Annotated in this window: 16 protein-coding genes and 2 tRNA genes; 7 read left to right on the top strand and 11 right to left on the bottom strand. The window is 55.2% G+C overall.

Annotation, left to right across the window (positions count from 1 at the left end):
• Nucleotides 1-95: 95 nt before the first annotated feature.
• Nucleotides 96-1,616, bottom strand: a complete 1,521-nt coding sequence (locus AUQ41_RS03070; RefSeq protein WP_232308293.1) for a hypothetical protein — start codon at nucleotides 1,614-1,616, stop codon at nucleotides 96-98.
• 259 nt (nucleotides 1,617-1,875) lie between these two features.
• On the opposite strand from AUQ41_RS03070, the gene AUQ41_RS03065 reads away from it, so the two are divergent.
• The gene (locus AUQ41_RS03065) at nucleotides 1,876-2,595 is read left to right on the top strand and encodes a Bax inhibitor-1/YccA family protein (protein WP_008888536.1); all 720 of its coding nucleotides are present in this window, start codon (nucleotides 1,876-1,878) and stop codon (nucleotides 2,593-2,595) included.
• 80 nt (nucleotides 2,596-2,675) lie between these two features.
• On the opposite strand, the gene AUQ41_RS03060 is transcribed toward AUQ41_RS03065, so the two are convergent.
• The 6 genes from AUQ41_RS03060 to AUQ41_RS03035 all read right to left on the bottom strand — a co-directional run bounded on the left by AUQ41_RS03060 (nucleotide 2,676) and on the right by AUQ41_RS03035 (nucleotide 15,975).
• Nucleotides 2,676-4,274, bottom strand: a complete 1,599-nt coding sequence (locus AUQ41_RS03060; protein ID WP_063086624.1) for a hypothetical protein — start codon at nucleotides 4,272-4,274, stop codon at nucleotides 2,676-2,678.
• Between the two features lie 191 nt (nucleotides 4,275-4,465).
• A complete protein-coding gene (htpX, locus tag AUQ41_RS03055; RefSeq protein WP_063086622.1) occupies nucleotides 4,466-5,467 on the bottom strand; it encodes a zinc metalloprotease HtpX in 1,002 nt (333 codons plus the stop codon).
• A 210-nt stretch (nucleotides 5,468-5,677) separates the two neighbouring features.
• On the bottom strand, nucleotides 5,678-8,857 hold the full coding sequence (locus AUQ41_RS03050; RefSeq protein WP_063086620.1) for an efflux RND transporter permease subunit: 3,180 nt from the start codon (nucleotides 8,855-8,857) through the stop codon (nucleotides 5,678-5,680).
• A gap of 38 nt (nucleotides 8,858-8,895) precedes the next feature.
• On the bottom strand, nucleotides 8,896-10,071 hold the full coding sequence (locus AUQ41_RS03045; RefSeq protein WP_232308292.1) for an efflux RND transporter periplasmic adaptor subunit: 1,176 nt from the start codon (nucleotides 10,069-10,071) through the stop codon (nucleotides 8,896-8,898).
• A 135-nt stretch (nucleotides 10,072-10,206) separates the two neighbouring features.
• Nucleotides 10,207-10,845 carry a TetR/AcrR family transcriptional regulator gene (locus AUQ41_RS03040; protein ID WP_008888541.1) on the bottom strand — a complete coding sequence of 213 codons (639 nt, stop codon included), beginning with the start codon at nucleotides 10,843-10,845 and terminating at the stop codon, nucleotides 10,207-10,209.
• Between the two features lie 294 nt (nucleotides 10,846-11,139).
• The gene (locus AUQ41_RS03035) at nucleotides 11,140-15,975 is read right to left on the bottom strand and encodes an NAD-glutamate dehydrogenase (RefSeq protein WP_063086618.1); all 4,836 of its coding nucleotides are present in this window, start codon (nucleotides 15,973-15,975) and stop codon (nucleotides 11,140-11,142) included.
• A 369-nt stretch (nucleotides 15,976-16,344) separates the two neighbouring features.
• On the opposite strand from AUQ41_RS03035, the gene fabI reads away from it, so the two are divergent.
• Nucleotides 16,345-17,103: an enoyl-ACP reductase FabI gene (fabI, locus tag AUQ41_RS03030; RefSeq protein ID WP_063086616.1), complete on the top strand. Its 759-nt coding sequence runs from the start codon at nucleotides 16,345-16,347 to the stop codon at nucleotides 17,101-17,103.
• Between the two features lie 21 nt (nucleotides 17,104-17,124).
• Here fabI and AUQ41_RS03025 read toward each other — a convergent pair whose 3' ends face one another.
• From AUQ41_RS03025 to AUQ41_RS03015, 3 genes are all read right to left on the bottom strand, one after another.
• Nucleotides 17,125-17,766 carry a DUF488 family protein gene (locus AUQ41_RS03025; protein ID WP_232308291.1) on the bottom strand — a complete coding sequence of 214 codons (642 nt, stop codon included), beginning with the start codon at nucleotides 17,764-17,766 and terminating at the stop codon, nucleotides 17,125-17,127.
• Nucleotides 17,767-17,876: 110 nt separating this feature from the next.
• A tRNA-Gly gene (locus AUQ41_RS03020) sits at nucleotides 17,877-17,951 on the bottom strand.
• A 37-nt stretch (nucleotides 17,952-17,988) separates the two neighbouring features.
• Nucleotides 17,989-18,063: transfer RNA gene (locus AUQ41_RS03015), tRNA-Gly, on the bottom strand.
• Between the two features lie 218 nt (nucleotides 18,064-18,281).
• Between AUQ41_RS03015 and AUQ41_RS03010 the strand changes: the two genes are divergently transcribed.
• From AUQ41_RS03010 to AUQ41_RS02990, 5 genes are all read left to right on the top strand, one after another.
• Nucleotides 18,282-18,800 (top strand): prolyl-tRNA synthetase associated domain-containing protein, encoded by a 519-nt coding sequence (locus AUQ41_RS03010; RefSeq protein WP_063086612.1) that lies wholly within the window; start codon nucleotides 18,282-18,284, stop codon nucleotides 18,798-18,800.
• 134 nt (nucleotides 18,801-18,934) lie between these two features.
• Nucleotides 18,935-19,861 carry a thioredoxin gene (gene trxA / locus AUQ41_RS03005; RefSeq protein WP_083952699.1) on the top strand — a complete coding sequence of 309 codons (927 nt, stop codon included), beginning with the start codon at nucleotides 18,935-18,937 and terminating at the stop codon, nucleotides 19,859-19,861.
• Nucleotides 19,858-20,550, top strand: a complete 693-nt coding sequence (locus AUQ41_RS03000; RefSeq protein ID WP_063086610.1) for an LON peptidase substrate-binding domain-containing protein — start codon at nucleotides 19,858-19,860, stop codon at nucleotides 20,548-20,550. Before trxA ends, AUQ41_RS03000 begins: the two co-directional genes overlap by 4 nt.
• A gap of 47 nt (nucleotides 20,551-20,597) precedes the next feature.
• Entirely contained in the window at nucleotides 20,598-20,786 is a 189-nt protein-coding gene (locus AUQ41_RS02995) for a Trm112 family protein (RefSeq protein ID WP_008888548.1), read from the top strand.
• A 20-nt stretch (nucleotides 20,787-20,806) separates the two neighbouring features.
• A complete protein-coding gene (locus AUQ41_RS02990; protein WP_063086608.1) occupies nucleotides 20,807-21,193 on the top strand; it encodes a gamma-butyrobetaine hydroxylase-like domain-containing protein in 387 nt (128 codons plus the stop codon).
• Nucleotides 21,194-21,302: 109 nt separating this feature from the next.
• On the opposite strand, the gene AUQ41_RS02985 is transcribed toward AUQ41_RS02990, so the two are convergent.
• Entirely contained in the window at nucleotides 21,303-21,959 is a 657-nt protein-coding gene (locus tag AUQ41_RS02985; RefSeq protein WP_063086606.1) for an OmpW family protein, read from the bottom strand.
• Nucleotides 21,960-22,157: the final 198 nt, after the last annotated feature.

Here is a 22,157-nt window from a genome sequence, read left to right as displayed (position 1 = left end):
TTCTTTGTTTTTGGGTGCGGCAAATGTTGCGGAGCATGCTAGTGGCAATCGGTGGAAATTGGAAGGTCTGTCTGCGCGGCCCCGATGGCCGGTATTTAGCTGCCCGGATCAAGCAGGAAGGTGAAGTTGGCGTTCTGTCCGACATCAGTCGTTGCACGGGCATGACAGCCAAGGCAGGTGGCATCGGACTGATCCTGCATGAAGCTTTCAAGCGTGCTGTTGGTCAAAAAGCGCGGCACTTCGCCAATACCGAACGGTTCACCGCCGGGATTGCCGATCCATTGCGTGCCGAGCAGCATATAATTTGCAAGGACGCTGCCATTCAGCTTGGTCTGCCAGACAAAGTTACTTTCAGCCGTACCTGAAAATAGCCGCCAGCAACGCACAATATCGGGCGGGGTTGGGTGATCCCCGGACGCAAGGCGGGCATAGGGCGGGTTGTCTGCCCATTTCAGAATCTCGGATATCGGTTGATTGGCTGGACTGCCGGCTGGCAGTTGTCCGCCGTAAAAGGCGAATTCCCCTTCGACGGCTTCGGGCACGAGACAGCCGTTTTCAAACGGTTGCTTGGTGATGATGCTGTTGGGGCGGCGGGCATTGGCGGCCAAGGGCACATTGTCGATATGCTCGAAACTCGACCAGATCCAGCGATCCCCGTTGCCGCTGGCGACCCGCTGGACAAGATGCATGCCCACCAGCCCGACCGTGACATCAAGACATTTGGCCCGGCCATCAATTGTCTGATCGCCGGCAAGCGATATTCGCGCCGGGCGGGTGAAATAACGATCCCGACTTGTCGCATCCGCAGTTGGCAGAATACGCCAGGAAAACTTCAGAAGCTGTGCCCCCATCGCCCCGGGGGCAGAGGCTGGAATGGCAGGGCCGGACGGGTTTGCAGCATCATTGGCAACCGCATCGGTAGAAGCCAATTTTACCTTCGTTGCAACATCGGCCTGCAGATGGCCGGTGGGAAAATCAATGTTTTTCCCGGACGTGGCAAAGGCGGCACGCCCGGCTGGCGTTTGCAGGTTGTTTGCGATGATATAATCAGCAGCGACCGGATTAATGCGGGTTTCGAAAAGAACGAAATTGCCCGCCTGATCAATCAGAACATCACCGGTAGATTGCAGATAACTTGCCAACAGCAAATGCCCGTCGGGAAGATCATCGGTACAGGCCGGATTCGGATAGGCCACCCCGGAAAACAGGTCGCGCCGGGTCGGGAAGCTTTCCCATAAGGCTGCCTGATCGAGATGATTGAGTGGCGCCATCAGCGACGTGAATGCCTGCCAGGAGAAGCGGTCAAACGGGCGCTGGGCGTGATAGGCAAGGAAACGATAAACGAAGCTGGCATCGAATTCTGGCACATCAACCGGCGCAATAGCACACGGCCCCGTCTCACTGCCATCGGCACAAAATTCTGCATTGTCATAGGTGTCGGTAAAAACCGGAATATCGCCATCACCGGCCGCACGTTTCAGACTGGCATTTTGCGCATGCCCGACCGTCGCGGCAGTCAGCACACACACAATGACCAGGCCCAGTTTTGCCACGGCATGCGCCAACACCCTGACAGGGGTCAATGTGGGCATATCGAGTGCGATGGAACGTGACATGATCCAGGGCCTGTTTACGTTTCACGACGGTTTTGTTCGTCCCGTAAGGGCACCATCATAGACCTGTTTACCGAACCTGTCGCCAATATGCGATTTCACGATAGCGTCACATCCAGGGTGAACAAGTTCACATCTGACAGCGGCCCGGAGTTGCACAATCTGTCAAAACGTTGCTTTTCCCGGAAATCCTGCCATATTTTGATCATCGCAGAATTGTATACCTATGTTCTGCTCACAATTGGATCAAAGAGGGATTTCAATGGCTTTTGAAACGCGTCAACGCGGCTATGACGTCTCGGTTGGCCGGTCGGCGGCCGAGATCGATGAAGGTCTCCGCGCCTATATGCTGCGTGTCTATAACTACATGGCATCCGCACTTGCCCTGACCGGTATCGTGGCAATGGCTGTGTCGACCAGCCCGACCCTGATGCAGGCTATTTTCGGCACCGGACTGCACTGGATTGTCATGCTGGCCCCGATCGGGCTTGTGTTCTTCCTGAGCGCGCGCATCCACAAGATGAGCTTTGGTGCCGCACAGGCGACATTCTGGATCTACGCCGCAATGATGGGTCTGTCCCTTGCGTCGATCTTCCTGGTTTATACCGGTGAGTCGATCGCGCGCACGTTCTTCATCACCGCGGGTACCTTTGGTGCGATGAGCCTGTTTGGCTATACCACCAAGAAAGACCTTTCGGGCTGGGGCAGCTTCCTGTTCATGGGCCTGATCGGTATCATCATCGCAATGGTGGTGAACATCTTCCTTGCCAGCACGATGCTGCAGTTCGTCATTTCGGCGGCTGGTGTTCTGATCTTCACGGGCCTTACCGCCTATGACACCCAGCGCATCAAGGAAGAATATCACGAGCATGACGATGCAACGACCGCAGGCAAAAAAGCCCTGTTCGGCGCGCTGCGTCTGTATCTCGACTTCGTGAACCTGTTCATCATGCTGCTGCACTTCTTTGGCAATCGCGAATAGAAGTTGCCCGGCAGTCGCAGTCAAAACCCCCGCAGCATCCGCTGCGGGGGTTTCTTTTTGTCTTTGGTCAGGATGATGGCCTAGGACGCGTTTGCCGTGTCTTTGCCAAGACCACCGGTTGCGTCCATAAGCGTCTTGCGATGTCCAAGCTGCGACAGAAAGTTTTCCGAGCGGGTGAAGCCACCTGACGCGGCACGCGCAGCGCCCTTTGCACCGGCTTCGTTAAATGCCTCGTAGGCCTGTGAATAGCTCATCCGGGCGTGGGTGAGCATTTCGATATCCTTGTGCAGATTGCCGTTGGTCAGATAGACGGTGGCAAGCGCGAACATGATCCGACCCCAGATATAGGGATGATCGCGCCGCGTGCAGACTTTAAGGGCGGCCTGAAAAACCGGGACAACCTGCGTATCGGGGATGGTCACATCGCGAATGGTGGCAGACGATACAATCGCATCCGCCAGACCATAGGCGATCAACGCATAAAGCGGGCCGTGAACGCGTGCATTGATCATGCCAAGCGCCCGGCGATAATGCCCAGCGCCCTTGTCGACGATCTGGGCATTTTCCTTGTCCTTGCCGGTCAGGACCATGGCCTCGCCAAGTTTGCAGATCGAAAGGGCACGATCCACCGGCGAGCCCATCGAAAGTTCGATTCTGCGTTCCAGCATGCGCCAGATCGCAATCGACAATTCGCCAGAGCGCGCTTTGAGGTTTGCAATCAGTGACCAGTTCACAAGCGATCCATAAAGGGCGAGTGCGGCCGTGGTGCGTGGATCCACCTTGGAAAAATCCGTAACGCGATCAAGCAATTCCGAAACCTGGCTGGCTGGCGCGGCCGGATCATTTTCCGCCAGAGCTTCGCCCTTGAGCCCAGTTGGCGCGGCGGTTTTCCCGGTGGCGGCCACTGGTTTTTCGGCAATATCTGCCACCATCTGGCGGATATAGGGTTCCATGACACGAAGCGCACTTGCGCAATAGGAACGATCACCGGTTTCCGACAGGACGAACGCCCCGAACCCATAGGCCAGCGCCGCACCGGCACCAGCGTGCGAAAAGACTTCTCCGCCCAGAACGCGGTCCTGAAGGTCTTCCATGATCGCCGCCAGACGCGCAATCTGAAGGGCGCGCTGTTCGCCGCCCCGGGATGTCAAGACAAGCTGTGCATTCAACAGCACCCGCAATGCCTCAGCAACGTCGGAATGGGTCGGCTGACGGAAGATATAGGTCTGGGGCAGCATCAGGTCATAAAGCGACGATGTCAGGGCATCGCTGACCAGATAGAGGTTGAGATACCCGGTGCTGGTATCCTGACGCCCCCAGAAGACCGTATCTGCATCTTTGCGGTGCGCCATATTAAGAACGCTTAGCTGCGCTTCGCGTATGGCCTGAAACGGATCGGCGGCATCGGGATTTGGTGAAAAGAACTGATCAATCCGAACCCCTTCGCTTTCGGGGACAGACGAAACAGCGGCTGTCACGATATCTGAAATATCATCAGCGGAACTTGCACCGATATGGGCGTTGGTATCGGCAGGCGTGAAGCGGGCGATGGCATATCGGCACAGGACATCATCTGTCGCCAGAATATCTCTGGGAGCACCCCCCGTATCATCGACAGTATCGGCACCTGTGATCAAGGATTTGAACACAAGGCCAACCATTGACCAGAAACCAGCCATTCTTGTCCTTATCTGTTCCCTGCTTCTCGGAGCCTGAACAGCAGGGATCTCAAGACTTTAGTAGGGACATTTTCGTCCTACAAATCAGGTTGGTCAATGGCGTGGGTTGTCATTTCACTCATACCGAAGAATAGGGTGCACGATCCCAAAAAGGGTGAAATGACATCCAACAAAACAGTGTTTTACCGGGTTCAGGACTCCCAGGGCCGTTTGCGCTGTCGCGATGCGTTGGGCGTGGAAGAAGCGGGTTTTGATGAATTTCGGCCCCAAGGACCGCGGGATGGTGCCGCCTTGGCAACACTGGCACCCTGCCCTGCCGGACGGCCCGGTGCATTGCTTGCGGGCGGGCCTGACATTTCCTTCAGGCGCGCGATGCGGTTGGCCATGTTGGGATGGGTTGAAAACAGGTTATCAACACCTTTGCCCGACAGCGGGTTGGCAATGTACATGTGGGCCATCGCCGGGTTGCGTTCGGCATCCATGTTCGGGATGGCGTGAACACCCTTATCGAGTTTGTTCAAGGCACTGGCCAGCCACATCGGATGGCCACAGATTTCAGCCCCGATCTTGTCGGCTTCATATTCACGGGTGCGCGAAATTGCCATTTGCACGATCATCGCCCCCAAGGGTGCGAGAATGGCAATCAGGATCATGCCGATCCCGCCCAGTGGGTTGTTGTTGTCGCGGTTGCCGCCAAACATGCCGGCAAACATCGCGAAGTTGGCCAATGCGGAAATCGCCCCGGCGATGGTCGCGGTGATGGTCATGGTCAGGGTGTCGCGGTTTTTGACATGGGCCAGTTCATGGGCCATGACGCCAGCGATTTCGTTGCGATCAAGCAGTTTGAGCAACCCTGTGGTCGCCGCCACCGCCGCGTTTTCAGGGTTACGGCCCGTGGCAAAGGCGTTTGGTTGCGGGTTTTCAATCACATAGACCTTGGGCATGGGCAGGTCGGCATTGCGCGCAAGATCGCGCACCATCGCCACCAGTTCGGGGGCTGTTTTGTCATCTACCTGCCGGGCACTGCGCATGCGCAGCAGCATCGCGTCCGAATTCCAATAGGCGAACACATTCATGGCGGCTGCAAACAGCAACGCGATAATCATGCCCTGTTGGCCGCCAATCATCATGCCGACCGCGCCAAACAGCGCCGTCAATCCGGCCAGCAACAAACCTGTACGCGCATAGTTCATGGTCGAAAACCCTTATCGACAAACATTCCGACCGAAAGATAAGGCGAAGTCCGGCCAAGGCAAGGGCCATCGAACCAAACTGAGATATGGCTCACATCAGAAAAACCAAAACGGGGCCGACTTGCATCGGCCCCGTTCGGGAATTTAAAACAGCCGGACCGGCGGGGTCGGGGGAAAAAGACGGTCCGGCTGTTTATGCAACGATATCGGTCACTCCGCAGGCTGGTGTGTTTCAGCCTCATCAAGTGAACGAACGTCGTTGCGCCGGCCAATCATGCGTACAAGAACATAAAAGACCGGGGTCAGGATCAGGCCAAATATCGTCACGCCCAGCATGCCCGAGAACACGGCAATACCAATCGCGTGGCGCATCTCGGCACCGGCACCACTGGACAGAACCAGCGGGACGACACCCATGATGAAGGCCAGAGAAGTCATCAGGATCGGGCGCAGACGAAGGCGGCTGGCCTCGATCGCGGCCTGAACGGTGCTGCGCCCCTGATGTTCAAGTTCGCGGGCGAACTCGACAATCAGGATGGCGTTCTTTGATGCCAATCCGGCCAGCACAAACAGGCTGATCTGGGTGAAGATGTTATTGTCACCCCCGAACAGATAGACACCAAAGATGGCTGACAGGATGCTCATAGGGACGATCAGGATCACCGCCAATGGCATGGTCAGGCTTTCATATTGTGCTGCCAGCACCAGGAACACGAGCAGGATACAGATCGGGAAAACAAAGATCGCTGTATTGCCTGCCAGGATCTGCTGATAGGTCAGCTCCGTCCATTCATAGGACATGCCCGGTGGCAAGGTTTCATCAAGGATCTTGGTGATCGCCGCCTGTGCATCGCCACTGGAATATCCCGGTGCCGCGTTGCCATTCAGATCGGCAGAACGGAACGCGTTATAGCGCATTGCCGTATCCGGCCCGAATGTTTCGGAGACCGACAGCACAGAACCAAGCGGCACCATATCGCCGTCCGCGTTACGCGTTTGCAGGCGCAGGATGTCATCGGGGCTTGAACGATATGGCTTGTCTGCTTGTGCGATCACCTGATAGGTGCGGCCAAAGGCATTGAAGTCATTGACATACATCGACCCCAGATAAACCTGCATGGTCCGGAAGATTTCATCAACCGGGATGCCAAGCTGCTGGACCTTGGTACGGTCAAGCGTTGCCTGAAGCTGTGGTACGTTGATGTTGTAGCTTGAAAACACACCGGTCAGTTCCGGTGCGGCCCATGCCTTAGCAAGGACCTGCTTCATCGCATCATCAAGCGCACGATAGCCCTGATCGGAGCGATCCTGTACTTGCAGCTTGAAGCCACCGACGGTACCAAGACCTTGCACCGGCGGTGCTGGAAAGATGGCAACAAAGGCCTCGTCAATCGCGCCAAATTTCTGCTGGAGCTTGCCGGCGATGGCAAGACCCGACAGATCATCGCTTTTGCGTTCGGCGAAATCCGTCAGCGTGACAAAGACGATGCCGGCACTTGAGCTGTTTACAAAGCCGTTGATTGAAAGCCCCGGGAAGGCCACAGCACTCTCAACACCGGGTTCGCGAAGCGCGATGTCAGACATTTCACGAATGACGTCTTCGGTCCGGTCGAGTGTGGCGCCCTGCGGAAGCTGGGCGAAGCTGACAAGATACTGCTTGTCCTGAAGCGGTACGAAGCCTGTCGGCAGGATCTGGAAGCCCTGATAGGTCAGGGCCAGAAGACCGACATAAAGCACCATCATGATGGCCTTCACACCCAGCAGGCGCTTCACACCACCGGCGTAAAGATCGGTGCTGCGGTTAAAGAACCGGTTGAAGGCGCGGAAGAACCAGCCAAAGACAAAGTCCATCCCGCGTGTCAGCCAATCTTTCGGCGCGTCGTGACTGCGCAAAAGAACTGCTGACAAGGCCGGACTCAGCGTCAGTGAGTTTACGGTGGAAATGATCGTGGCAATCGCGATGGTCAGGGCAAATTGCTGATAGAACTGGCCGGTCAGGCCGGAAATGAAAGCAATCGGCACAAACACACCGGTGATGACAAGCGAGGTCGCAATGATCGGCCCGGTCACTTCGCGCATGGCGGCAACCGTTGCATCGCGCGGCGAAAGACCACGTTCGATGTTTCGTTCAACGTTTTCGACGACGACAATCGCATCATCGACCACGATCCCGATGGCCAGGATCAAGCCAAACAGCGAAAGGACGTTGATCGAAAAGCCCATCAAAAGCATCAGCGCAAAGGTACCGATGATCGATACCGGCACAGCGAGCAACGGAATGATCGAGGCACGCCATGTCTGCAAGAACACTGTCACCACGACAACCACAAGGGCGACCGCCTCAAGCAACGTCATGATGACCGACTTGATCGAACCACGGACAAACACGGTCGGGTCATAGACAATCGAGTAGTCCAGATCGTCCGGGAAGTTCTGTTTGAGTTCTTCCATGGTGGCGCGGACGTTGCTTGAAATATCAAGCGCGTTAGAGCCCGGCGATGCAAAGATCGGGATTGCCACCGCCGGCTTGTTATCAAGCAAGGAGCGCAGCGCATATTGCTGGGCTTCCATTTCGATGCGCGCAACATCGCCCAAACGCGTAATCGTGCCGTCAGTTTCGCGTTTGATGATGATGTTTTCGAACTCTTCGGGGCTTTCCAGACGACCGCTGATATTGATCGGCAACTGGAACTGCACGCCAGTGTCATAAGGCGCACCACCAATGATGCCGGCTGCCACCTGTACGTTCTGGCTTTGGATGGCCGAAACCACCTCGCCCGCGGTCAGGTTGCGTTCGGCAACCTTGTCGGGGTTGAGCCAGACACGCATAGCATAGTCGCCCGAGCCAAACAGCCCGACCTGCCCGACACCGGTGATACGCGCCAGACGGTCACGCACATTCAGCGTCGCGTAGTTCCGCAAATACAGCATGTCATAGCGTTCATTGGGCGAACGCAAATGCACGACCATCGTCAAATCCGGCGAACGTTTGGACACCGTGACACCAAGCTGGCGCACGATATCAGGCAGACGCGGTTCGGCCTGTGAAACACGGTTCTGGACTTTTTGCTGGGCCAGGTCGGGGTCGGTGCCGATTTCAAACGTCACCGTCAGGGACAGATTGCCGTCGGTGGTGGCCAGTGAGTTGATATAAAGCATCCCCTCAACCCCGTTGATCTGTTCTTCAAGCGGGGAGGCAACGGTTTCGGAAATCTCGGCCGGGTTTGCACCGGGAAATTTGGCTTCGACCACGATCGAGGGCGGCACAACTTCCGGATATTCGGAAATCGGCAAACGCCACATGGCAATCAGGCCCGCCAACAAGATCAGGACGGACAGGACGCCAGCAAAGATCGGGCGATCCACAAAAAAGCGGGAAAGATTCTGCATGTTTTTCAGCCTTGCATTAAAGCGCAGTCACACATCGATTACGATGCGGAGGCCTGCAGAATTTCCGGCGCGACAGGCATACCCGGCCGAACCTTCATGATGCCATTGACGATCACCAGATCACCTTCGTTCAAACCCGATGTCACTATGCGCATGCCATTGATTTCCGAGCCCAGCGTTACCTGACGATAGGCAACCGTATTGTCGGGTTCGACAACATAGACAAACTTGCGATCCTGATCGGTGCTGACAGCTTCTGGCGAGACCATGATGACGTTGCTTTTGGCCAATGTGCCGACCTCGAGGCTGGCGAATGTGCCCGGCAGAAGACTGCCATCAAGGTTATCAAACAGCGCACGGGTGCGGATGGTGCCGGTCCGCGGATCAATACGGTTGTCAAAGCTGTGCACGTGACCGGACACATGACGACCATTCGACAACGTCATATTGACCGGAATGGTTTGGGCGGCGGCGTCAACTTTGCCGCTGTCGCCAAGACTTTCAAAGAAGGTCTGCTCATCCAGGTCGAAGTCGGCATAGATTTTACCGGTTGAGACAATCGTTGTCAGGACCGGGGCATTGGGGCCGGCATTGACCTGGTTGCCAACCGTCAGCTCAACCCGGCTGACACGGCCATTGATCGGTGCTTTGACATAGGCGTGATCAAGCTGGATTTCCGCCAGTTCAAGCTTGGCCTTGGCGCGGCTGACGTCACTTTGGGCAACCTGATGGGTGCTGAGACGTTCGTCATAGACGCGCTTGGAAACCGTGCCGTTGGAAACGAGTTTCTCTGCGCGTTCCTTTTCCTTTTTCGCCAGCGACAGGTTTTGCTGGGCAGCCGCCAGTTCGGCACGGGCTTCGTCGACCGCGGCCTGATAACTGCGCGGGTCAATCACGGCAAGGATATCGCCCTCGTTGACCAACTCACCGTCTTCAAAAAGGATTTCGACAATCGCACCACTGACCTGCGGGCGCAGCTGGACTTCCTCGACCGCACTCAGACGGCCGGAAAAGTTGCTCCAGAGGCGGACAGATTGCGTTTTGACACCCGATACGGTGACCGGGGTTGCCGGGGGGGCGGCTTGTTCGGTTTGAACCGCGACCTCATCAGCGGCGGATCCGGTGATATGCAGACCATATCCACCGGCGGCAGCAACCAGCGCCAAGGCGGCAGCTGGCAGCAAAATTTTGCGTTTTGATCGAGACTGCATCATTCCATCTTCCAAATAGGTTACGCCGCGCACAGGCAGCACGTTTGGAAGAAAAATGGATACCGATCGGTATGTTTGCAAGTGAATTTAGAGAAAAAAGTGAACTATTTTCTCTGGACAACGAAATTTACAGGGGACTTAGGCGGCTGTTTCTGCGTCTACATCCCTGTATTTGCATTGCAAATTAAGGATTCGGCAGATGCCGTTGCGAATGTCAGACCGAACGGTATCAAGATCGTTGAAAACCTGGCCATAGGTCAGCAAACCGTGAACATACTGGAAAATCAATCGCGCCAAAGTTGTGGCGTCGCCATCTTCACCCAGCATGCCCTCACCTTTCAGGCCGCGCACCATGGACGCCAGATATTTGATCTGCTCTTCGGCAAGTTCGCGTGAACAGGCCTGGATCGGCTCATCTTCCGGGCCGACCTGACCACCGGCGGTGAAAATCGGGCAGACACAGACTTCGTTTTCCCCAGGGACGGCATAGCGTTCCTGCTTGTTGCAAATGAGCTCGATATAGCTGTTAAGCTGCTCCAGCGGTGGAACATCTGGGGAAAAGATGGCACGAAGCTCGTCCTTGCCCTTTTCCCAGTGATGGCGGGCCGCTGCGGCAAACAGCTCTGCCTTGCTGTCAAAGTGATGATAGAACGCACCCTTTGTTACCCCGGCATGCTTGCATACATCACTGACGCCAACGTCGTGGTAACTGCGTGTTGCCAATAGCTCCATCGCCGTTTCAAGCAGCTTGATCCGGGTTTCTGTGGCGTTCCTCATAACATTAACCTGTTTTGTTTATATGTCTCAGATATACATACCGGTTGGTATTTTTCAAGGAATACACCGGCAATATTTCGATCCCATCATATAATAATGGCAGCAGAATGACAGGATTTCCCATTAATTTCCGTGATCTAACGCAAATCGCGCTGCATCGCCTTTTTTACCAATCGGCGGTATGTTTTCTCTACGACGCTATGAGCACAGGCCATTGATTGAAAATAAAAGAAGGGCGCCCGTTACAGGCGCCCTTCCAGTTTTTAAAAACAAGGTCTTCCGACCCGCCAGACATCAGGCCCCGATAAGGGCCCTGATCTGGCGGTTGGCCACCGTGATCATGGCAAGATCGATCTGACCGGCCGAACGCAGTTCATTGATCAAATCATCACAACGTGCACAGCCACGCTGACGATCTTGCACCCAGATATCGACAAGGTCGGAACCGGACGAGCCCTTTTTACCCGCAGCCAGAACCGAACGGGTCAGTTCGCGCTGATGCCCGAACAGATCGTCGATCACTGCCGCACGTGCCAGTTTCTGCCAATGAGTATCGGCTTCGATCGACTCGGCGGCGGAGCGCATCAGGCCCAACTGGAAACGTGCGCCGACTGCGAAATAGGTGGCCGAGACCTCGATCACATCGCGACCGGTTGCCTCAGCGATACGAACCACGTCACAGATCGCCACCAACTGGGTCGCAGAGGCCACACGCCATGCGAGGTCGTCGGGGACACCTTGGGCGACCAGCGATTTGGCCTTTTGTTCCAGCGCCTTGCGTGCAGCAGCATCCTCGGGGACGATTTCATCAAAGCTTTCAATCACCTTGGAAACCGCCGGGCGGAACATCTCGATCTTTGCGCCGACATTAAGCTCCTCGCAATTGCGCAGGAACCACTGGGTGACATCGTTCACCATGCGATTGATTTCGCGGAACATGCTGGTCTGCAATTTCGCCAGCACGACATTATCAAGCGCCTCGATGCCTTCCCACATTTCGCGCAGCCCAAAGACAGACCGCGTGATCAGATAACCGCGCGACACATCAACTGCCGACATGCCGGTGGCTTCCATCATGTCATGGACGAACGTGCCGCCAACCCGATTGACCAAGCTGTTGGTCGCCACGGTCGCAATGATTTCGCGTCTCAGGCGATGGTTTGAAATCGCGTTTGCGTATTTCTTGCGAAGCGGTGTCGGGAAGTAGCGCACCAGTTCCTCGACCAGAACCGGATCATCGGGCAGGTCGGATTCAAGGATTTCGTCATAAAGCCACAGCTTTGCATAAGGCATCAAAACCGAGACTTCCGGGCGGGTCAGGCCTTCATGCGCGTTAGCACGACGGCTGAGTTCCTCGTCATCGGGAAGGTATTCAATCTCGCGGTTCAGGCGCCCTTCGCGTTCGAGCATGCGGATCAAACGGACCTGTGCATCGAGGATATCGGCCTTTTCGGCATCGGCATTCGAGATGGCCTGGCTTTGCAAATAGTTGTCGCGCAGCACCAGTTCGCCGACCTCGTCGGTCATGTCGACAAGCAGCTTGTTGCGTTGCTTTTCGGTCATGTCGCCAGCCGCAACCACTTCGCCCACGAGGATCTTGATATTGACCTCGTGGTCCGAGCAGTTGACACCCGCCGCGTTATCGATCGCATCGGTATTCAGGCGGCCACCGGCATGGGCGTATTCGATACGGCCCCGCTGGGTCGCACCAAGGTTTGCCCCCTCGCCAATGACCTTCGCATGGACTTCGCGACCATTGATGCGGATGGCATCGTTGGCACGGTCACCGGCATCGGCATTGGTTTCAAGACTGGACTTGATATAGGTCCCGATCCCGCCAAACCACAAAAGTTCGACATCGGATTTCAGGATGGCCTTCATCATATCCGCCGGGGTGACCTTGCCACTATCCAGTCCGAGGACTTTGCGAACTTCGGGTGACGGATCAAGGGTCTTGGCCTTGCGATCAAAGATGTCGCCCCCCTTGGACAGGACCTTTTTGTCATAATCGGTCCAGCTTGAACGCGGCATGTCAAACAGGCGTTTGCGCTCAGCAAAGCTTTTGGCCGGGTCCGGGTCGGGATCGACGAAGATGTGCATGTGGTTGAAGGCAGCAACGAGTTTGATCTGCTCTGACAGCAGCATGCCATTGCCAAACACGTCACCCGACATATCGCCGACACCGGCCACGGTGAACGGCGTGGTCTGGATATTCTTGCCCATTTCGCGGAAGTGACGTTTGACCGACTCCCATGCACCACGGGCGGTAATGCCCATTTTCTTGTGGTCATAGCCCTGTGAGCCGCCCGATGCGAATGCATCGTCAAGCCAGAAGCCATAATCCCGGGCAACCCCGTTGGCGATGTCCGAGAAGGTCGCCGTGCCCTTGTCAGCCGCAACAACCAGATAGGGATCATCATCATCGAGACGCACCACGCGTTTTGGCGGCACGATTTCGCCGGCAACGATATTGTCGGTGATGTCGAGCATGCCGCTCATCAGTGTCTTGTAGCAGGCGATGCCTTCCTCAAGGAACGCTTCACGCGTGCCATCGACCGGCGGACGTTTGACAACAAAGCCGCCCTTGGAGCCGACCGGGACAATGACCGCATTCTTGACCATCTGGGCTTTGACCAGACCGAGGATTTCGGTACGGAAATCTTCCTGACGGTCTGACCAGCGAATGCCGCCACGGGCCACCGGACCACCACGCAAATGGACGGCTTCAACCCGCGGGGAATAGACAAAGATTTCACGCCATGGACGCGGCAGTGGCAAATCTTCGATCACGGCCGAATTGAATTTGACCGACAGATAGGACTTTGGATTTCCATCCGCATCATGCTGGAAGAAGTTGGTGCGAAGGGTCGACTGCACCAAATTCAGGAAGGCGCGCAAAATGCGGTCTTCATCCGGGTTCATCACGTCTTCGAGGCGGCTGACGATGTCAGCCTCAATCGCTGCGACCTCGTCACCCTTTGCCGGATCGCGATCCGGATCAAAGCGCGCAATAAACAGTGACACCAGGGCGGATGCCAGCGCCGGATTGTTGGCGAGCGTCTTGGCCATATAAGCCTGCGAGAAAGCCGATCCGGTCTGGCGGGTATAGCGGGCATAGGCGCGCAGAATCACCACTTCGCGCCAGTTCAGATTGCCAAGCAGCACAAGGCGGTTAAACGCATCATTTTCAACTTCGCCATGCCAAATGCGGACAAACAGTTCCTGGAACTTGTTGCGCACATCATGGAGGCTGAACTCGCCGTCAACCTCGACCCCGAAATCATGGATGCGCACATCAATCCCGACATCACGCGGACTGACAGTGAAGGGATTCTCGGTAATGACCTTGAGCCCCATGTTTTCCAGCATGGGCAGTACATCCGAAAGGGGTACTGGCGCACCGGGATTGTAGATCTTGAAGCGCAGTTCGTTTTCGGCAGCCTCGATCGGGCGATAAAGATTTACCCGCAGGTCATTGGCATTAATGACCTCCTCGATGCGCTCGATATCAAGCTCGGCACTTTCGACCGTGAAGCGTTCACGATATTCCGTCGAGAAGCTTTCGCCATAGCGACGATGCAGCGCAAGACCGCGTTCCTCACCCAGTTCACGTACAAGGACCTGACGCAGGGTATCGGACCAGTCACGTGCCACCTCGACCAGTTGGCGCTCGATATCAGCCACACTGTATTCGGGCAATTCACCGGGATTGGTTTTGACCAACAGGTGCAAACGCGCAAGCGGACTGTCGCCAATCAGGGTGTAGTGCGCCGTGACTTTGCCATCAAAGGCGTTTTCAATCACGGTCTGGAACTTCAGGCGCAGCTTGGTGGTAAAGCGATCGCGCGGGCAGAACAGCTGACAGGAGACAAACCGTTCAAACGCATCGCGGCGCACGAACAACGCAATGCGTTGACGTTCCTGCAGATGCAGGATGCCCATGCACGTATGATAAAGATCGTCCAGATCGACCTGGAACAGCTCGTCACGTGGATAGGTTTCCAGAATATTGACCAGCGCCTTGCCATCGTGACTTGCCGGCGGGAAACCGGCACGCTTGACGGTTTCGGCAAGCTTCATGCGCAGAAGCGGGATCAGACGTGGGGACAGGTTATAGGCGACCGAAGTAAACAGGCCGACAAACAGGTGCTGACCAACGACCTTGCCCTTGGCATCGAACTGTTTGACGACAATCGTATCAAGATGCACAGGACGGTGAACCGTCGATTGTTTGTTGGCCTTGGTCACCATCAGCAGGTTCGGCTTGGCGACGAAATCCTGGACCTCGGCTGAAAGGTTGCCAATCTGGCGCAACTCATCAAAGACGTGGGTTCCTTCGCGCGACAGAATGCCGAGCTGATTTTTGACCTCGACATCCACCGGCCCCTTTTTGCCGGCATTTTTAAAGCTGTATTCCCGGTAACCAAGGAAAGTGAAGTGGTCATTGTGCAGCCATCCAAGGAAGTCCTGCACTTCGCGGCGGTCTTCGTCTGGCGCGCCTGCCTTGACATCACCAATCTCATCAAGAACTTCGGTGACCTTTTTAAGCATCGGCTGCCAGTCGCGCACAGCAAGTGCGACGTCGGTCAGACTGTTTTCAAGTGCTTCATGGACCTTGGCCAGAACGTCCTTGTCGGTCTGCTCGTCGATTTCGACATGCATGACCGATTCACGCGGATCATTGGTTTCTTCAACGCTGGCAACACTTTGCAATTCACCCTTGTCATCACGGGCAATGCGCATGATCGGGTGGATGACAAGATGAACGGTCAGATCAAGTTCATGCAGGGCGGCTGTCACCGAGTCCACCAGGAACGGCATATCGGTATTGTTGATTTCGATCACCGTGTGATCAGACGTCCAGCCATGTTCTTCGAGATCGGGGTTATAGACCCTGATTTTGGCTGTGTCAGCCGAGGGGCGCTTTTGCGCGAATTTGTAAAGTGTAAGTGCCGCGCCATAAAGCGAGTCGACCGAGCGACCCGCCATGTCGTCAGGCGGAACATCCTTATAAAAAAGGCGAACGAATGCTTCTGCACCCTTCGCCGTTTCACCAGACATTCGTTGATGGATCTTTTCGACAACCTTGTCGATGACTTCCCGCTTTGGGTCGCCGTTTCGGGCTTTCATGACCAATTTCCCTTTTTCCCGGCTCTGTTTACCAGAACCGAAACACCGATCTTTGCGACCGGTGTCACACACCACTGATTTGTCTCGTTATTTGGGAAGGAAAGCAGGAATTTCCACCATAGACCCACCTGGAAATCCGCTGTGTCCCTTCACGCTTACACATAACGGATCATCTGCCTAAAAACTATGCTTCTGCACAAAAAAAATTCATTTAACCAATAAGCTAGCCTTTGGTTGCCAGATCGTCGGCGCACATGAACTGTCACAGAATTTTGCACTTTTTTGCGACGCAAAACCCGCTACACTTTGAAATACGACCCGATTTGAGAATTTCTTCGCACTCGCACATGATCCGGAAGGAGCCACGGCATGCTTGAAGGCAAAAAAGGGCTAATCGTCGGAATTGCCAATGAAATGTCCATCGCCTGGGGCTGTGCGCGCGTTTTCAAGCGCGAAGGTGCCGACATCGCAGTGACCTATTTGAACGACAAGGCCAAACGCTTTGTCGAACCATTGGCCAACCAAATCAATGCCCCGATCTTCGCCCCGCTTGATGTCCGCAATGAGGCACAGGCAGACGCGCTGTTTGCCGAAATCGAACAGAAGTGGGGAAAACTTGATTTCGTGCTGCATTCGATCGCCTTTGCCCCGGCGGATGACCTGCACGGTCGGGTAACCGATTGTTCACGCGACGGGTTTCTGGCGGCGATGGACATATCGTGCCATTCGTTTGCGAGGCTCGCCAAACGGGCAGAGCCATTGATGCAGGGTGGCGGTGCACTTTTGACCGTGACCTATATGGGATCGGAGCGCGTGATTGATCATTACGGGGTCATGGGGCCAGTTAAGGCAGCCCTTGAGAGCACGACTCGCTATATGGCGGCTGAACTGGGCCCGAAAGGCATTCGCTGCCACGCAATTTCACCCGGGCCGCTTTTAACCCGCGCGGCTTCCGGGATTGCCGAATTTCAACACCTGATGGACCAGGCCACAGACCGCGCGCCGTCGCGTCGTCTGGTGACAATTGGTGAAATTGGCGAATTGGCGGCGTTTTTGGCCAGTGACCGGGCAAAATCATTGACCGGCGATGTGGTGCATATTGATGGTGGCTACAACATCATGGGCTGAGACACGGGTTAGCATCGCCGGCTAGCGTCGCTTGATTGCATCCTCGGCATTGGGGGCGACACGCTTGATTTGGCGCGCCAATGCCAGTTTGGCTTCGGCATCCGGGTCGGATGCGGCGGCAGCAAACAGATCGGGGACATCCCCACCATTGATTGCGATCATGCGGGCATCGGTTTCCGCCTGACTTTCGACCCGGCCATCGACCAGATGGCAAAGATCAAACCCGGCATCTTTCAGGGCTGGCGCAATCAGAAGCGTGCGATGACAGTCCAGCGGGTCCTTTTCGGCACACATCAGGCAGATGCGATATTTTTCCGCCCCCGAAACCAGCCGTTCGATCCCCGATTTAAAATCAGGCCGATCTGCCATCAGGCCATAGTCAAGCTGCCCATCGGGGTAAAGTTCCGGAACTTGCGGTTTTCCGCCCATCACATCGCCCATGAACACATAGGCAATACCGTTTTCCCGCAGGAACGGCCCGAAGCTGTCAGAGTCGAATGCTGTCCAATAACTTGATCGTTTGAAGGTCCGGATATCTGCCACCGCCGTGATGCCGTGGGCCTTGAAAAGCGCAAGCAGGCTTTCACGGTCATGGCCCGCATAGCCGACTGTGTAGATCAGGCGCCCTGATGACGTGGATTTTGTATTATTCGGATCAGACATCACAGAAGCACACGACAATTCGCATTTGCTTGCAAGCATGAAACAGCCAACGGCCTTGGCCCAAATGCAAAAAGACCGCCCCGAAGGACGGCCTTTTAAAACTTTCATCATGGAGCGGGCGAAGAGATTCGAACTCTCGACCCTAACCTTGGCAAGGTTATGCTCTACCCCTGAGCTACGCCCGCATCATCATGAAAGCGATGATATGTGAAACCGGTCTGATGGAGCGGGCGAAGAGATTCGAACTCTCGACCCTAACCTTGGCAAGGTTATGCTCTACCCCTGAGCTACGCCCGCGTTCATCAGATTGTTTCTGCCCCTGTGGAGCGGCGCGGATAATAGCCCAACAAAGAGCGATTGCAACCCTTTTTTCTTTGAAATCGCGACATCAGGAATTTTGGCGGTTTTCCTTGACTTTAAGCGTCCCAATTGTCGAAATCCGACCCGATTTATGCAAATTTGCGTCCGGTTTTGAACTTGGTTATCTTTTGGCGCACAGCCATAAGGGAAAGAGCATGAGTGATCCATCAACCCCGCTTTTCGATCATCTGGCCAAATTGGGTATCGAAACGAAAACACATGAACACGAACCGTTGTTTACGGTTGAGGATTCGCAGGCACTGCGTGGTGACTTGCCGGGGCTTCATTCCAAGAACCTGTTTGTCAAAGACAAGAAGGGCGCATTGTGGCTGGTGGTTGCCGAGGAAGAGACCGAAATCCGCATGAACCACCTGCACAAGCGGCTGGGATGCGCGCGCCTGTCGTTTGGCAAGCCGGAGCTTCTGATCGAAACGCTTGGCATAAAACCGGGGTCCGTCACCCCCTTTGCATTGCTCAATGATCGGGACCGCAAGGTCAACTTGGCCCTTGATGCCAAGCTTGCCAACGGGGAGCTGTTGAACTTTCACCCCTTGCGAAATGACCGCACCACGACAATTTCCTCGGCAGACCTGTTAACCTTCATCGGCTCACTTGGTTATGAGGCGATGATCATTGATTTTGATGCCGAACCCGCCACGGCCGATGATAAATGAACCACGGACATCTGAGGTAAGTCCTTAAATCTTCTTATATTCAAGTATAAGTGACACGCAATATCACATGGCTGCCTCTTGTCGTCCGGGCATGGCGGTATCATCTAGAATTCAGAATTAGCGAGTGAACAATAATGTCGATCATTCTTGATGCGAATGCGCCGGATGGCGCCACCACCCAAAATCAGGATTCTGACCTGATCAAGGACAGCAGTGTCGAAACCTTCGTCCAGGACGTTATCGAACCGTCGATGGAAGTGCCGGTGGTTGTCGATTTCTGGGCGCCATGGTGCGGACCGTGCAAAAGCCTGACACCGGTGATCGAAAAAGTCACCCGTGAGGCTGGCGGACGCGTGAAACTGGTGAAGGTCAATATCGACGAGAACCAGGAACTTGCGATGCAGCTTCGTATCCAGTCGGTACCGACGGTTTACGCCTTCAAGGGCGGCCGCCCGGTCGATGGTTTTCAGGGCGCACAGCCCGAAAGCGAAGTGCGCGCGTTTTATGAAAAACTCGCCGGTGGTCCGATTGAAAGCCCGATCGAGGGACTGCTTGAACAGGCAAGTGCCGCACTTGCCGAGGAAAACTTTGAAGCAGCCCATGGTCTTTATGTCAGCGTACTTGAGCGCGAACAGGACAATGAAACCGCAATTGGCGGCATGATCCGTTGTATGGTGGGCATGGATGAAGTTGAAGAAGCCCGCCACTTCGTTGACAACATGTCCGATGTTGATCGCCTGAAGGCACCGATTGCAGCCGCGATCAGCGCGCTTGAACTGGCCGAGACCGGGGTTTCGGGTGAAGACCTTGAAGCCGCGCGCGCCAAGGCAGAAGCCAACCCGAACGACCCGCAGGCACTTTATGATTACGGCATGGCCTGTTTTGCCAAGAACAAGCGCGAAGAAGCGGTCAATGCCATGATCACCATCATTCGCACCAACCGCGAATGGAACGAGGACGCAGGACGCACCCAGCTCCTGAAGTTTTTTGAAGCCTGGGGTCCGATGGACCCTGCCAGCGTCGCCGGACGCCGTGCATTATCGACGGTATTGTTCTCATGAGCATATGCGGCCCCTTTGATCCTGAACTTTCGGACCTTCCGGAAACCATGCCGGTGTTCCCGCTAAGCGGTGCCCTTTTGCTGCCGCGCGGGCATTTGCCGCTCAATATCTTTGAGCCGCGCTACATGAATATGATCACGGATGCGCTTGGACAGGACCGGATGATCGGGATGATTCAACCCCGACCGGATCAGCGTAACGCCTATTTCATGGACCCGGATCGCCCGGAGATCTTTTCGACAGGATGTGCGGGCCGCATTACCGCCTTTAGCGAAACCGACGATGGACGGTTTCTGATCACGCTCACGGGTGTCTGCCGATTTACCGTGATCGAGGAATTGCCCGAAAATTCCGGTGGATATCGCCGGGTACGTGGCGATTTCGCGCCGTGGAAGAAGGATCTGACCACACCCAAGGATGACGATACGCCGATCAATCGTGATCGCCTGCGCATGGCGCTTGACGCCTATTTCGCGCAACATTCGCTGCAATCATGCTGGGACACACTGGCAGATAGCGATGATGAAATGCTGATCACCACCATTTCCATGGGCTGTCGCCTCAGTCCGCTTGAAAAACAGGCTTTGCTCGAATGCACAACGCTGTATGATCGCGGCGATATGCTAACGTCGTTGCTTGAAATGGCGGTCCATGCCGATCCCAAGCACGCACACAGCAATGCCAACTGAACATACTTGCCGCCGCACACGGCAAATCCAACCCGAAGGCTGAATTGATGACCGCGACCCATAGCCCGGTAGACCCGAAACTTCTTGAAATCCTTGTCTGTCCGGTGACCAAACAGGCGTTGGAATATGATCGTGAAAATAACGAACTGATCAGCCCAAAGGCCGGTCTTGCCTATCCGATCCGCGACGGCATTCCGATCATGCTGCCCGACGAAGCCCGTGCCATCGAAGACTAAGGCAAAGGTTGCCTGCCACCATGCCCAGCGACGGTTTTACGCCTGCTTTCACCCCGGTTGAAATCAACTATCTGCGTGATGAGCGCATTCTGGAAATCATCTGGGATGACGGTGTTCAAACGCGCCTTGGCGCCGAGCTGCTTCGCGTGGAAAGCCCGTCCGCCGAAGTTCAAGGCCATCATCCGTCAGAAAAAAAGATCATCGCCGGCCGCCGGTATGTCGGCATAATCGATATTGTGCCGGTCGGGAATTATGCCGTGCGCATTACCTTCGACGATTTGCATGATAGCGGCCTGTTTAGCTGGCAATATCTGCGCGAATTGCACGAAAATCAGGATAAGCTCTGGAACGACTATCTCGCCGCACTCAAAGCACGCGGCCTGTCACGCGATCCCGCCAAGCGCTAACGCCCCCCCCTTCTTCCTAAAAGTCCCAAAACAAAAACGGCCCTGCCAAAGACGGGACCGTTTTTAGTGTCTTGCTGTCCGGGGAATTTATCCTCGGACGCACGCTTTCTTAGAAGCGATAGCCAATACCGAGACCGAAGACCCACGGGTCAAGATGGGCTTTGGAGGTGTTCGCACCGTTATTGATGCTGACATCGGTATCAAGGAAAATCTTCTTGACGTCGAGGTTGACAGACCACGGACCAGAAATCGCATAGTCAAAACCTGCTTGGAAAGCGTAGCCAAAGCCGTCGTCATATTTGACAGAATTGAACTGGCCCGGCTTGGAGTCATAGAAGAAGGTGTAGTTGATACCTGCACCAACATACGGGCTCCAGCGGCTTTCCGGCATAAAGTGATACTGCAGGGTCAGTGTCGGCGGCAGAAGGCGCACAGAACCAGCATCAAGGCTCGGGTTCGACCAATCCAGATCATGCTGCGTGGTTGCTGCGATCAGTTCGAGCGCGATGTTGTCAGTCAGGAAGTAGGAAAAATCGACTTCCGGAACAACGTCGTTGCTAAGTTGGCCTTCGCCAGAACCAATCGTGTCATCATAGGTATCTTCGTCCGGCACCATAGCAATGGCACGGGCACGAACAACGATGTCGCCAGCCTGTTTGGTTTTGAATTCGGCGGTCTGTGCGGAAGCCGGATTGGCAGCAACAAACGAAGCGGCCATCATGCCACCCAACAATGCGGCACCAAGGAGTTTGGATTTGAATGACATTATCTGTCCCCTGTTAGTTTGATCAACTCGACGGGGACATTGCGCTTTTCTGTTTGCTGACTTGTTGACACAAATCAACAATCACTCACAAAAAACGACATGTTTTTGAATGGTTTTAAATGACCTTTGATCACCTATCGCAATTTTTCGACCGGAAGATCTGGCTATAGTCCCCGGTTGCGGCAAAAGGCGATCCGG

Source organism: Thalassospira sp. MCCC 1A02898 (genome assembly GCF_001618185.1).
Lineage (GTDB): Bacteria > Pseudomonadota > Alphaproteobacteria > Rhodospirillales > Thalassospiraceae > Thalassospira > Thalassospira tepidiphila.
This window is presented reverse-complemented; position numbering and strand designations above follow the sequence as displayed.

Coding starts and splice junctions, on each gene's coding strand:
- AUQ41_RS03035 (WP_063086618.1), bottom strand. CDS start 15,975: ATGAAAGCCCGAAACGGCGACCCAAAGCGGGAAGTCATCGACAAGGTT.
- AUQ41_RS03000 (WP_063086610.1), top strand. CDS start 19,858: ATGAGCATATGCGGCCCCTTTGATCCTGAACTTTCGGACCTTCCGGAA.
- AUQ41_RS03050 (WP_063086620.1), bottom strand. CDS start 8,857: ATGCAGAATCTTTCCCGCTTTTTTGTGGATCGCCCGATCTTTGCTGGC.
- AUQ41_RS03065 (WP_008888536.1), top strand. CDS start 1,876: ATGGCTTTTGAAACGCGTCAACGCGGCTATGACGTCTCGGTTGGCCGG.
- AUQ41_RS03070 (WP_232308293.1), bottom strand. CDS start 1,616: ATGTCACGTTCCATCGCACTCGATATGCCCACATTGACCCCTGTCAGG.
- trxA (WP_083952699.1), top strand. CDS start 18,935: ATGTCGATCATTCTTGATGCGAATGCGCCGGATGGCGCCACCACCCAA.
- AUQ41_RS02990 (WP_063086608.1), top strand. CDS start 20,807: ATGCCCAGCGACGGTTTTACGCCTGCTTTCACCCCGGTTGAAATCAAC.
- AUQ41_RS02985 (WP_063086606.1), bottom strand. CDS start 21,959: ATGTCATTCAAATCCAAACTCCTTGGTGCCGCATTGTTGGGTGGCATG.
- AUQ41_RS03045 (WP_232308292.1), bottom strand. CDS start 10,071: ATGATGCAGTCTCGATCAAAACGCAAAATTTTGCTGCCAGCTGCCGCC.
- AUQ41_RS03025 (WP_232308291.1), bottom strand. CDS start 17,766: ATGTCTGATCCGAATAATACAAAATCCACGTCATCAGGGCGCCTGATC.
- AUQ41_RS02995 (WP_008888548.1), top strand. CDS start 20,598: ATGACCGCGACCCATAGCCCGGTAGACCCGAAACTTCTTGAAATCCTT.
- AUQ41_RS03060 (WP_063086624.1), bottom strand. CDS start 4,274: ATGGCTGGTTTCTGGTCAATGGTTGGCCTTGTGTTCAAATCCTTGATC.
- fabI (WP_063086616.1), top strand. CDS start 16,345: ATGCTTGAAGGCAAAAAAGGGCTAATCGTCGGAATTGCCAATGAAATG.
- htpX (WP_063086622.1), bottom strand. CDS start 5,467: ATGAACTATGCGCGTACAGGTTTGTTGCTGGCCGGATTGACGGCGCTG.
- AUQ41_RS03010 (WP_063086612.1), top strand. CDS start 18,282: ATGAGTGATCCATCAACCCCGCTTTTCGATCATCTGGCCAAATTGGGT.
- AUQ41_RS03040 (WP_008888541.1), bottom strand. CDS start 10,845: ATGAGGAACGCCACAGAAACCCGGATCAAGCTGCTTGAAACGGCGATG.